This is a genomic window from Cytobacillus sp. QJM3NY_8 (assembly GCF_056173585.1).
In genome coordinates, this window is record NZ_CM149681.1 from 4670845 (window position 1) to 4682923 (window position 12079).

A 12079-nucleotide genomic window follows, 5' to 3' on the forward strand; every position below is an offset into this window, starting at 1 on the left:
TTTCAATTTTAATCATTTGTCGAGAACATATATTTTTTATAGTGATAACGAATCGAGAAAATCAGCCCCATGGCCAGCATATTCCCCATCAGCGAGCTTCCTCCATAGCTGATGAAAGGAAGCGGTATGCCTGTGATTGGCAAAAGGCCGATAGTCATCCCGATATTTTGAAAGACATGGAATGTAACCATGCTGATGACACCTACACAAATATAGGTATAAAAGTTGTTTTTGGTTTCCATGCCGATCTTAGTAATATGGTAAATCAGCAGAAAGAAAAGGCTGACGACAATACTTGTGCCTACAAAGCCAAACTCTTCCCCTACGATACTGAAAATAAAGTCGGTATGGCTTTCAGGCAGATAGACTTCCCTCGTTCCATATCCTTTCCCGCTTGTTTCCCCTGATCCAATGGCAAGGAGTGAGCGTGTCAGCTGAAATCCGGTTGAACTTTGATAGTTATAAGGATCAATCCAGGAATAAATACGCGCAAACTGATATTCCTTTACCCCTAGATACTTCTCAAGAATATCCGGATGCCATAAAACAAAATACAAAATAGTGCCAGCCAGAGCCGCCCCTGTTCCAAATATTGGCGCCAGAAGCTTCCAGCTGATTCCTGAAATGAATATCATGCCAAGCATGATTGCCAGAAATACAAGGCTTGTCCCTAAATCGGGCTGCTGCATAACAAGCAGCAGAGGCACCATAGTTAAACCAACCAGTTTAATGAGCAGCCATAAATCAGTCTGCATGGTTTTGTATACATTTTTTTGATGATGCTCGTCAATTGTTTTTGCCAAAACCAGAATAATAAACACTTTAACAAGCTCGGCAGGCTGAAGTGAGCCCATACCCGGAACCTTGTACCATGCCTTTGCCCCATTAATGACAGGGGCAATGCTTGATGGCGCCACAATCAGGAATCCAAGCAGTACAATCCCCAGGCCATACACATACCAGGATATCTTCTTCAGCTGATCGGAATCCAGTGTGATTACCGCAGCTATGATTCCTGTTCCAACAGCATACCAGACAACCTGCTTCAAAAGGAAGTTTTCTGTATATTGACCTGTTGTCTGTGCGCTGTAAATGGAAATGGCGCTTACCAGGAATAAAAGCATCAATATTAATACTAAGCCCCAATCCAGCTTAGGAGGTGTATATCGATTTGAGGTCATGATCATTCTCCTTTAAAAAACAAAACCATTTGCCTTTATCTTTTAAGGCATAACGGAGCACAGCGCAAGAAATAAAATATGTACTTCATATAATTTCTCACTACAATATTTCATTATATTTTTTATAGAGATAAATCACAACTTCTAAAAGCGAATGGTTATTATTTCAAATTTTTACGATTACTGAGAATGGTTATTTCCGTCCATATCCGGCATCCGTCGAAGGTACCCATCAATCGGGTATACCAGGCATTAAGGCCTGACTTTAAATTCCCCGCTGAAATATCTCACTTTTATATCATCTCTCATCCATTCAAGATTATTAGGAACCTGAGGGATGCTGTAGCCAATAAAAATTGGCGTGGTAATATAGCGTGGAACAATTTTTGCGTAAATATCCCTGCCCAGCTTGTAGAAAAACAAATTATAGCTATTGCTCGGAAAAGGAAAGGCATTCAGAATATAATGAGCAGCTGTCTGGATGCATTTTGCAAAGTGCGGAATATCATCCTGATCGGCAAGCTTAACGTTGAATTCATAGAAACCGATTCTCGGAGAAGTCGATAAAGTGAACACCGTATTGCTTTCCTCATGAATAAGGAGACCTTCAAAGTCCTCTGCCTGAATTTTTTCCTTGTAATCAATATTTCTCAATCCGACAATTTGCATATGTGGATGGGCGATACTCCCCCCGGATAATGGGCCGTGGTTTTTGAAAAATAACACAGATTCATATTCTCCGCTCTTTTCCATCTGAAGCCAATGCTTCAACCCAAATGAAATCAGCCTGACCAAATGCTCCTCTGAATAAATGGACAGCTCTCCGTCACATTGATCCGTTTCAATCAGCACGGTCTGATAGGAACTTTCAAGAACAGGAAACTTATTTTTCAGCAGAATGATTGAATCCTCAACGGCGATGATATCCGTCAGCTCCTCCCTTGCACAAAAAGGGCAGCTTATATCCTTATTCCGAATGCTATTAGGCTTTTGGACCCCAATCCCCGTATTAAAATGCAAATGTGTATCTGACATCTCTTTGACACCTGCTTTTCTGTAATCTCTCCTTTTATTTTATCATGAAAATGGCAGCGAAGTACCTCAGGCAGTTTCTTGGGTGATTTTGACCGAAGAAGCCCCGGGTTTGGACAGACTCTGGACTTTTTCTGCCTTTCCTGTCCGAACTTGCCTCAGGTTCGGACAGACTCTGGACTTTTCTTGCCTTTCCTGTCCGAACCTGGCCCGGGTTCGGACAGATTCTGGACTTTTTCTGTCTTTTCTGTCCGAACTTGCCCGGGATTCGGACAGACTCTGGACTTTTCCTGCCTTGCCTGTCCAAACTTGCCTCAGGTTCGGACAGACTCAGGACTTTTTCTGCCTTTCCTGTCCGAATTTGCCCCGGGTTCGGACAGACTCTGGACTTTTCCTGCCTTCCCTGTCCGAACTTGCCTCAGGTTCGGACAGACTCGGGCCCTTTTCTGCCTTTCCTGTCCGAACTTGCCTCAGGTTCGGACAGACTCTGGACTTTTTCTGCCTTTCCTGTCCGAATTTGCCCCGGGTTCGGACAGAACTCTGGACTTTTCCTGCCTTCCCTGTCCGAACTTGCCCTGGATTCGGACAGACTGGGGCCTTTTTCTCGCTTTTCTGTCCGAACTTGCCCTGGGTTCGGACAACAACAGGCAATTTCCTGCCTTTCCTGTCCGAACTTACCCCGCATTATTTAAAACTACAGCTAAAGTTCATCTGTTTAATTAAATATTTCCTGTCTGACCCATCAAAAAATCAGCAGGGCATGAAAAACCCCGCTGATTAATGCTTTATTGTACCGTTAATTCAGTTTCTGTGTGCTCGTGAATATCGTCGCCTTTTTCAATATGGGTCGTGATCGTGTATGTGCCCGGTTCGGTAAACTGATGGTCGGCAGTGTATTTGCCTGGTTCTGTTTCAGACATGTTCACCCATTGAGGTGTTGCGCCATTAAGCGCAATTTCAAGCTTTACTTTAGCCTCCGCCAGCGGTTCCCCTTCATTATCAACCTTGACAGATAAAGCTGTTTGTTCGTTTGCATGAATTTGGTCAGATGCCTGCAGCTCAATGGATACCTCTCCGCCATGACTGTGAGAGTGGCCTTCTCCATGTCCCTCATTTTCTTGTTCATGCCCCGTTCCTGAGTCCTCCGCTTTTGCCTCGCCAACTTGTACGGAAACCATTGGCATTGTATGCTGGCTTCTAGCCGTTACATGGGACTGAACATAGTAAAGGCCTTCTTCTGCAAATATATGATCAGCGGTATATTTCCCCTCTGAATCATGCTTTGCCTCTGCCATATCACCGTTTTCTTTTTGTCCTTCCTGCCATATTTCAAATTTCACCTCATCCGCATCCGTTACGGCCTCATCGCCCTGTCTTACAGTGACGGCAAGGGTTGCCTCCTCTCCAGGATTAATGGTTTCAGGCACCTGGATGACGGCTTCAATGATTTGCGGCACTTCGTCGTTTTTTGCGGGCTTTTCTTCTTCTGATTGGCTGCATCCGCCAAGAACAAGCAAGCTCGCCATTATGCTGAATAATATCTTTTTCAATTTAGTGTCCCTCTCTTTATCTATATTGTCTTTTGATATTATCAATATAAAAGCCAATTGTGATAAAACAATGAAATTTTTTCAAAAAATAAAAGACCCTCCTTTTCAGGCCTTTTGAGATTTAGTAAAAAGGATTGCTTTTTATAATGTGTTTTATACCAGATGGACGCAAGATCATTCAGGACCGCTTTTTTGCCCCCTTCTTTCGAGATCTCTTCTGCAGCCTCTTTTCATATTAAGGGAATCCCCCATCTTCTAAATCAGCTTATCCGTCATATATTTAGAGAGTGGAGGGATTTATATGAATTCTAAATTAACAATCCATTCTATTTTCTTTTATATAAACAGCTGGCTTTTCAGTATTTGTGCAGTAGTCGCGATCGCTGGAATTGTTACGCTTTATCCGGCTGCCTTCTCTTCATCACATATGAATGTGCTGCTTAAGGACATTAAAGCCGACCAGCTCTTCATTCACTTTTTGAAAGCTGAAAACCATTATTTTCACAAGGATGTTCCTGCTGAAAGCTACTCCCTATCCGGAACCCTTTTTAAGCTGGCAACCAACACACAGCCGAAGGATATCAGAACATTCCTTGGCCGGGAGCTGCCTGGTTTTTCAATCTTTGACACCGGTATTGCTGTTGCCGGAGAGGGTACCGACTTTACCAACCTGCCAGTGGAATCTGCCCCTCCCCTTGAAGTCCTTTTAAAAGAAAAAGAACTTGCTATGAATGACGGTCAAAATGAAGAAAATACGGCTCCTCCAGTTATTCCGGACAAGAAAGGGGTCCTTATTTACCATTCCCACAGCTGGGAATCGTTCGCTCCGCTTTTAAAAGATGTAACGGATACAGATGAGGCCGTTAGTCCAAATGAGCAGGTGAATGTAATTGCTGTCGGGAAAAAGCTTAGTGAAGAGCTGGCGAGAAAAGGCATAGGTGCTGAGCATGATAAAACCAATATTGCCGCAGAACTGAAAAAGAAGGGCTGGAACTGGGAAAATTCCTATGCCATGTCCAGAGAGACTGTACAATCCGCCATGACAGAGAATAAGGATGTTAAATTCCTAATTGATATCCATAGGGATTCGCTGCCCCGAGGGAAAACAACCGCAGTAATTGGCCAGGAACCATACGCGCGACTATTTTTTGTCGTCGGCAAAGAGCACAAAAACTATGAACAGAATTTAAAAGTGGCTACCGAGCTCCATAAAGCGCTGGAAGCAAAATATAAAGGAATAAGCAGAGGAGTATTTGTTAAAGGAAAAAGTGAAGGCAACGGCATTTACAACCAGGATCTTTCCGAGCGGGCCCTTTTGCTGGAATTCGGAGGTGTGGAAAACAATCTGGATGAACTAAATAACTCCATAAAAGCATTTGCTGATGTATTTAGTGATTATTATTGGAAGGCAGAGCCAGTCAATGCGGAAAATTAAAGCTTGCCATTATTGTCTGCTGTTTACTTTTTTCATCACGTTTATTCTTTACCTTCTGTTTGGCATAAGCACTATTACGGTTTCCTGCCTGTTTTCAGGAATTATCCTCTCAATCATCAATTTAATAGAAGATGAAATGATGGCATTCAGAAAGGACCATAATGGCTGATAAAAGAAAAAATGATTATTTTCTGTTTTAATAGAAGATAATGAAACAGGAAATAGGAGTGATCAAAGTGAAATTAGCTATCATAACAGGTGCATCCAAAGGTTTAGGAGCTTCCATCGCCAAGAGAATGATAACAGAAGGAACTGGCATCATATCTGTATCAAGGACTGAAAACCCTGAGTTGGCAAAACTTGCTGCAGAGAATCAAGTTTTTTTTGCGCAATATTTCTGCAATCTCTCCTCACCGGATGAGCTTGAATCTGCTTTCAGCGAACTGACAGCACTATTGCAGGAAAAACAGCCGGAAACCCTATATGTATTTAACAACGCAGGGGTCATAGACCCCATTGGAACAGCCGGAAATCTTGATCATGCGGCATTAATTCAAAATGCCCACGTTAATCTGATTGCTCCTATTATGATTTCCAACATCCTGATGCGTGAGGTTTCAAGTGAAATGACCATTGTCAACATTACTTCAGGTGCTGCTGAAAGGCCCATACAGGGGTGGAGTGCTTACTGCAGCACTAAAGCCGGGATAAATATGTTCACGGAAACAGCAGCATTGGAATTGCAGACAGCAGGCAGCAGCCATAAGGTTATTGCCTTTAGTCCCGGTGTTATGGATACCGCTATGCAGGGAACCATACGTTCTTCAGCGAAGGAAGCATTTCATGATCTTGAGAAATTCCAGGCATACAAGGAGAAAGGAATGCTGCGGGATACGGAAACTGTGGCTAATGCACTAGTCGATTTGCTGCTCCAGAAGGAAATTGAGAGCGGAAAAGTTTATTATGTAAATGACTTAATCTAAAAGGCAACAAAAGCCGGCTAAATGAGCCGGCTTATTTATCTCCCAATATATTACTATCTACAACACCATGGTGAATACGGAGCACTTCATGATTATTATCTTTTTGTATAACAAAAAAACCGTTCGAGAAGTCGGAGGATAATTCTTTAAAGAAGATGCCCTTTATTCCATTTTCCTGATCTTCCCCAATGATCAGGTGATAATCGGAGCCTTTTTTGACTATCTGGGCCGGGAGCCCTTTATCCCAGTCGTCAGAGGGATCATGAACCTTTCTTGAAACTTCAACGACATGTATGTCCACCCCTTCAAGCAGCTGGAATAAATCATTGATCAGCGAATGCTTTACCATCCGCTCCAGCTTGGTTTGAACAGCCTGCCCAAGGATAATCTGGGTAATTTTATGCTCCTGTACCACATCAGCTATCACCCTGGCGACTTTTTTGCCCTCAGCATACTTGGAGAGCATATTTAGCCCGTATTTCTCTGCCAAACTTTCGAACAAATATTTTGTCTGAAGCTCGTTAAAGTCAAGCTCTTCCTGCTTCCGGTTTTCCACGTAGAGAATATAGCCATCCCCCTGAAATGCTTCCTTCAGTTTTTTGCCTCTATGGGCCAGTATCTCCGCATGATTGGGATTGCTTACACATATTAGAATATTTTCCTTCATTTTTACACCTCTCCCACGGATTCTATATTCAGTATAGCACGAATACCATGGAATAAACCCCGCGGCAAAAGGGCTCCATGAGAATGTGTTAAAATCAATTAATAATTTTTAGAAAATATGAATAAGAATATCTCTGCCCGGGCATACTAATCCTACAAGTGTAAATCCCCCTTTTTTTCCGCTTCCTGTTAAGGAAGCATTTTTTTTGATAAAAATTGACCTCTGCCAGTATGCAGAGGTCTTTTTATTGAATTAAATTCAGGAATTGGCTGGTGCGCGCTTCTTTTGGACTGGAAAATATCTGTTCAGGCTTGCCGCGTTCTATTATAATACCGCCGTCCATGAAAATGACTTCATCCGCTGCTTCCCTGGCAAATCTCATCTCATGAGTAACGATCACCATTGTCATTCCTTCAGCGGCCAGGTCCCTCATCACCTTCAGCACTTCTCCAACAAGTTCAGGGTCCAGTGCCGAAGTAGGTTCATCGAAAAGCATAACCTTTGGCTCCATAGCAAGAGCCCTAGCAATCCCAACCCGCTGCTGCTGGCCCCCTGAAAGCTGGTAAGGATAATAGCCGGCTTTATCCGCTAAACCAACTTTTCTTAAAAGCAGTTCCCCCTTTTCCTTTGCAGTTTCCTTTGATTCGCCTTTAACTGTAACCGGCCCTTCCATGACATTTTCCAGTGCAGTCATATGCGGAAATAAGTTATAGTTCTGAAAAACCATTCCTGTAAGGCGCCTGAAGGGAGGAATTTGCCTTTTCGAGACCTGCTGAGAAAAGTCGAGGACTTGATCGCCAATGGCAAGCAGTCCTGAAGTAGGCTGCTCCAGCACATTTATGCACCGCAGCAAGGTTGTTTTTCCGGAGCCGGATGGCCCAATCACTACAACCACTTGCCCTGTTTTCACTTCCAAATTAATTCCTTTCAGTACTTTCAGCTGATCAAATTGCTTATGCAGATCCTTTATATTAATCATCTATAGCACTGCCTCTTTTCATGAAGAAATATATCTGTCCAGACGGTGTTCAAGCCTCCCCTGCAAGATCGAGAGCATAAAGCAAATCACCCAATATATGAAGGCAGCCTGTGTATAGAGAAGTAAAAATTCATAATTGGTTGCAGCTATTTCCTGTGCTCTTCGGAACATCTCTGTAACCAAAATCATGGAAGCCAGAGAGGTATCTTTTACAAGGCTGATGAATGAATTGGATAGCGGCGGTATCGATACCCTGGAAGCCTGCGGAAGAATAATTCTCTTAAGCGTCTGCGAATAAGACATGCCAATGGAATACCCCGCTTCCCATTGTCCTTTTGGGATCGAAAGGATGGCTGCCCGGATAATTTCGGAGGAGTACGCCCCTACATTCAGCGAAAATCCTATAATCGCCGAAGGGAAAGGATCAATAATGACACCAATCGTCGGGAGCCCGTAAAAAATGATGAACAGCTGCACAAGAAGCGGCGTGCCCCTTATTGCTGATACATATATTCCCGCTATCGTCTCTAGTGCCTTATTACCCGAAATGCGTGCAAGTGCCGTAAATATTGCCAATGCCAGCCCAAATATAAATGAAATCAATGTTAAAGGGATGGTATAAACAATGGCCCCCTCCAGCAATGGCTGGAATGAATTCTTCCCAATCTCTATAAGTCTTTCGACCCTTTCCGGGTTGGCAAAAATACTACTTAAGTACATCTTCGCCAAACCATTTTTCCGAAATTTTCAAGTAAGTGCCATCCTCCACCATTTCGGTCAAAGCTTTATTAACCTCATCAACCAATGTATCGCTCCCCTTCCTGAACATTAGGCCGCTTTGGGAAGCATCTTCGGATTCATCCGCGATTTTGACTGGAGCATCAGGCTTATGTTTTTTAAAGTCCAAAAAAGACAAATTATCGTTGAGTGTAACATCTGCTCGCTTTGAATTAATCAGCTCAATCGCCTGGTTAAATCCGTCTACTCCTACAATTTCTGCTCCATAAGACTTTGCCAGATCAGCATAATTGCTTGTCATGGACTGTGCGGCTTTCAAACCCTCTATGTCTTCAAAGCTTGAAACTGATTCATTTGATTCATGAGTAATCAAAACAGCTGCAGAAGAAATGTAGGGATCCGAGAAATCATATTTCTCCTGGCGATCAGGTCGAATCCCCACCTGGTTTGCAATCATATCGAATCGTTTTGAATCCAATCCGGCGAACATGGCATCCCATTGTGTTTCCAGAAATTCCGGCTTTAAACCAAGCCTTTTGGCCACTTCCTTTGAGATTTCCACATCAAAACCGGTAAGCTCGCCTTTATCGTCATGGAACGTGAATGGCGGATAAGTGCCTTCCGTTCCAATTAGCAGCTTCCCCTCATCCTGGACCTTTTTCCATAAGTCCTGCTCCTGCTCTTCTGACGCAGGCTGATCCTGATTGTCCGGGTTTGCTTTATTCGTTCCGCACCCTGAAATGATTAAAACAAAACAGATTAGAACAGCAGTAAAAAGAGTCTTTTTCATGTTTGCCTCCTGTTTGAGAAATGATTTTATTTTATCTTTTCCTAAAGTGCTTAGTTTATAGGAGGTCAAAGAAAAAAACCCTCTTTCTAAAAGAAGGCTTAGGATACTAAGTATAAGATGGTTTTTTCAAAGAACATTTAGAAGCTTCTTCCGCAAGTTCAGGTGCATAGTAGCTGAGCTTTTTAATTAAATAGCAGGCTTCAGGGAAATGATGTTCGAGAAACCTCAGGGTTGTCTTATTGAGAATCCTTTTGCCGGCGTATTTCTGGACTATCCCCTTAATGTATTCATTCATTTCAATCACAGCCAGCCCTACATCCCTGGCCATTTCCTGCTGCCGCGGAAATCCTGGCTGCGTAAACCGGAGATATCCTTTCATATGTCGGTTCTGCACCAGGAAACCCTGAAAAATCCGGGTATAAATTTCTGCCTGTTCATTTACAAATACCTCAATGGGATCGATTGAATTTCTCAGAAGAATGATGTGCCCCAGCTGATCCTCAAGCCACAAATCCAGCAAATCAAATAGGGATTGCGGCTGTGGTATAAGCCCTTTTACATAATAGGACAGCAAGCGCAGATATTCCTCATTTTCACTTAATGTGCCGTTAAAATATGTTGGCGAGAGATTAAGATTGATTAAATTATTGATTCTCAGATTCTGAAGCTTTCCTTCAAATTGAAAATAGCCGTTTGCAATTGGCCATATCTCCATGGCCATGGCGATTGCCCCCTGTGTGTTTGCTTCTGAAGATGGAGATAACTGATTAAGCCTATTTCTAAGGTTACGGAAGGCTTGTCTGTATTCATCCGCTCTTTTTACATACTTGCTTTCTGTTGGAGAAAGATTGTCCCTGACAAAAATTGCATGGTCTTCAAGAATCTCCAGCCAAAAGGCATGCTCCTCCCAAGGTGTCAATCCTATCTCATTCATTTAGATCCCCCCATTATAATCCTTTTAGATGTATATGCCATTCATAAAGGAAAGATGAAGGCCGGTCCGGATAAAAAAGGGGCGCTTTAGAAAAAATAAGGAAGCATTTATAAGAAAGGAGAATCGCTATGACAAAAAAGTTCAATAAAGGCAGTAATAATCAAAACTCACCAAGAGGAAATCAATCAGCCATCAGCGGAGATAACAGCAAGGGCAATAAGAGGAATAAAGATCAAAAGGATAAGACTGATTTGGATTAAGAAAAGCGCAAGGCGCCCGCCTATCTAGGAACGCAGACTAAAACCGCCACGTCCTGTGGCAACGTCTGCATGACCCGCATCCTGCGGGCCTCAAGCATAAGACAAGCCGGCTGAAAGGTTGTTCTTTAACCTTTTGGACGGATTGGCTTAGACCCGAGAGCCTATGGCGCCTGGAGCTAGACAGTTATCGAAGTTCAAAGTTATACTTTTAATCTTTTAAGAGAAAACCGGCTTCCTTATCGAAGCCGGTTTCTATTCGTCATCTCCTGAAATTTTAATTGCAGGCGTGTTGTTATAAAGATAGGTTGGAGCCATGTTTTGTGTCCCATCACGATTATTCATAGCTTCTTGCAATTTTAGATTAGCATCCTCTGTTTCTGTCTTGCTGTTCATTTGGGAGTGAACAGTCTGATCCTCAAGCTTTTCATTAAGCTTGATATTGGTTTCAGCAGTTTTATCATCCATTTGCCTAATCCTCCTTTTGTTATAGTTTGTTATAATCGGTTATAAATTATTTACCACATCCTGTTCCCACAAAACAAAAAGCATAAACCCATGGTCTATGCTTCTAAAAGTTCTCCATAACCGAGTTTTCCGGAACTCTGAACGGATCATTTCTATTAATTCGATCATAAAACATTATTCCGTTCAGATGGTCGATTTCATGCTGCATAATGATGGCCGGAATCCCCTTGAATCGGAGTGTCACTTCTTCGCCTTCAAGATTATGGGCTTTTACCTTAATGCGCTCATAACGGGGCACATACCCTTTTACGTCACGGTCTACTGACAGGCAGCCCTCTCCCTCAGGCAGGAAAATGACACCGACAGAGTGGCTGATGATTTTCGGGTTAATTACGAAATACTCCTGAGGCTCAGCTTTTGCATTGGTAAAATAGGCGGTAAACATGCGTTTGTTAAGGCCGATTTGGTTGGCAGATAGCCCAATGCCCGGACGTAAGCCATATTTCTTTGCAATGGCAGGATCCTGGCTGTTCTTCAAATATTGCATCATCGCAATCAGCGTTCCGCGATCTTCTTCAGTCAAAGGCACTGTGACTTCTTTTGTTACCTCCCGCAGGATCGGATCCCCTTCCCGCACAATATCTTTCATAGTAATGATCATATCAGCATTAAATTTACTCATAAATAAACAATTCATCTACCTTTACTTTTAATGTTTTGGAAATTTTAAAAGCGAGCTCCAGTGTGGGATCATATTTATTATTTTCTATGCAATTGATTGTCTGCCTGGCCACACTGCATTCTTGAGCGAGCCTTTTCTGTGTTATTCCCAGCTTTTTTCGTATTTCCTTTATTTTATTTTTCATCCTATCACCTTTTGGGCTGAAACTATTATTATGGTAGCATTTCAGGCGGCAGGATGTCCAATACTTTGGACATTAGTTGATGCGCATGAAAATTTTTCGCGAAAAACAGAAGATAATCGCGATATTTTGATTTTATCCGCTATTTTACTTGGTTTATCCGCGAAAAAACACAAATATCCGTGAAATTGCAAAAAAACCA

General features: G+C 42.5%; 15 protein-coding genes. 4 read left to right on the forward strand and 11 right to left on the reverse strand.

The window, feature by feature from the left end; all coding sequences use genetic code 11:
- Positions 1-8 precede the first annotated feature (8 nt).
- From rodA to AC0VZ9_RS23980, 3 genes are all read right to left on the reverse strand, one after another.
- Entirely contained in the window at positions 9-1181 is a 1173-nt protein-coding gene (rodA, locus tag AC0VZ9_RS23970) for a rod shape-determining protein RodA (RefSeq protein WP_475396792.1), read from the reverse strand.
- 252 nt (positions 1182-1433) lie between these two features.
- The gene (locus AC0VZ9_RS23975; RefSeq protein ID WP_019383270.1) at positions 1434-2216 is read right to left on the reverse strand and encodes a DUF4931 domain-containing protein; all 783 of its coding nucleotides are present in this window, start codon (positions 2214-2216) and stop codon (positions 1434-1436) included.
- A 782-nt stretch (positions 2217-2998) separates the two neighbouring features.
- On the reverse strand, positions 2999-3763 hold the full coding sequence (locus tag AC0VZ9_RS23980) for a FixH family protein (protein WP_475396793.1): 765 nt from the start codon (positions 3761-3763) through the stop codon (positions 2999-3001).
- A gap of 301 nt (positions 3764-4064) precedes the next feature.
- On the opposite strand from AC0VZ9_RS23980, the gene spoIIP reads away from it, so the two are divergent.
- The 3 genes from spoIIP to AC0VZ9_RS23995 all read left to right on the forward strand — a co-directional run bounded on the left by spoIIP (position 4065) and on the right by AC0VZ9_RS23995 (position 6181).
- Positions 4065-5198 (forward strand): stage II sporulation protein P, encoded by a 1134-nt coding sequence (spoIIP, locus tag AC0VZ9_RS23985; protein ID WP_071156654.1) that lies wholly within the window; start codon positions 4065-4067, stop codon positions 5196-5198.
- Positions 5185-5367, forward strand: coding sequence for a hypothetical protein (locus tag AC0VZ9_RS23990; RefSeq protein WP_019383274.1), 183 nt, complete (start codon positions 5185-5187; stop codon positions 5365-5367). The genes spoIIP and AC0VZ9_RS23990 overlap by 14 nt, the downstream gene beginning before the upstream one ends.
- Before the next feature lie 67 nt (positions 5368-5434).
- Complete coding sequence (locus tag AC0VZ9_RS23995; protein ID WP_019383275.1) at positions 5435-6181, forward strand: (S)-benzoin forming benzil reductase; 747 nt, start codon at positions 5435-5437, stop codon at positions 6179-6181.
- Between the two features lie 31 nt (positions 6182-6212).
- On the opposite strand, the gene AC0VZ9_RS24000 is transcribed toward AC0VZ9_RS23995, so the two are convergent.
- From AC0VZ9_RS24000 to AC0VZ9_RS24020, 5 genes are all read right to left on the reverse strand, one after another.
- Positions 6213-6848: an adenine nucleotide alpha hydrolase family protein gene (locus AC0VZ9_RS24000; RefSeq protein WP_009331766.1), complete on the reverse strand. Its 636-nt coding sequence runs from the start codon at positions 6846-6848 to the stop codon at positions 6213-6215.
- A 244-nt stretch (positions 6849-7092) separates the two neighbouring features.
- Positions 7093-7827: an amino acid ABC transporter ATP-binding protein gene (locus tag AC0VZ9_RS24005; protein WP_009331769.1), complete on the reverse strand. Its 735-nt coding sequence runs from the start codon at positions 7825-7827 to the stop codon at positions 7093-7095.
- Positions 7828-7845: 18 nt separating this feature from the next.
- Positions 7846-8547, reverse strand: a complete 702-nt coding sequence (locus tag AC0VZ9_RS24010) for an amino acid ABC transporter permease (protein WP_192908973.1) — start codon at positions 8545-8547, stop codon at positions 7846-7848.
- Positions 8534-9355: an amino acid ABC transporter substrate-binding protein gene (locus tag AC0VZ9_RS24015; RefSeq protein WP_258759426.1), complete on the reverse strand. Its 822-nt coding sequence runs from the start codon at positions 9353-9355 to the stop codon at positions 8534-8536. Before AC0VZ9_RS24015 ends, AC0VZ9_RS24010 begins: the two co-directional genes overlap by 14 nt.
- 106 nt (positions 9356-9461) lie before the next feature.
- Positions 9462-10289: a DUF2935 domain-containing protein gene (locus AC0VZ9_RS24020; protein WP_009331772.1), complete on the reverse strand. Its 828-nt coding sequence runs from the start codon at positions 10287-10289 to the stop codon at positions 9462-9464.
- A 128-nt stretch (positions 10290-10417) separates the two neighbouring features.
- Between AC0VZ9_RS24020 and AC0VZ9_RS24025 the strand changes: the two genes are divergently transcribed.
- A complete protein-coding gene (locus AC0VZ9_RS24025) occupies positions 10418-10549 on the forward strand; it encodes a hypothetical protein (protein WP_019383278.1) in 132 nt (43 codons plus the stop codon).
- Positions 10550-10801: 252 nt separating this feature from the next.
- On the opposite strand, the gene AC0VZ9_RS24030 is transcribed toward AC0VZ9_RS24025, so the two are convergent.
- The 3 genes from AC0VZ9_RS24030 to AC0VZ9_RS24040 all read right to left on the reverse strand — a co-directional run bounded on the left by AC0VZ9_RS24030 (position 10802) and on the right by AC0VZ9_RS24040 (position 11880).
- Complete coding sequence (locus AC0VZ9_RS24030; RefSeq protein WP_251156277.1) at positions 10802-11014, reverse strand: hypothetical protein; 213 nt, start codon at positions 11012-11014, stop codon at positions 10802-10804.
- 103 nt (positions 11015-11117) lie between these two features.
- Complete coding sequence (def, locus tag AC0VZ9_RS24035; RefSeq protein WP_475396794.1) at positions 11118-11696, reverse strand: peptide deformylase; 579 nt, start codon at positions 11694-11696, stop codon at positions 11118-11120.
- Positions 11689-11880 carry a helix-turn-helix transcriptional regulator gene (locus AC0VZ9_RS24040; protein WP_009331775.1) on the reverse strand — a complete coding sequence of 64 codons (192 nt, stop codon included), beginning with the start codon at positions 11878-11880 and terminating at the stop codon, positions 11689-11691. Before AC0VZ9_RS24040 ends, def begins: the two co-directional genes overlap by 8 nt.
- Between the last annotated feature and the right edge of the window lie 199 nt (positions 11881-12079).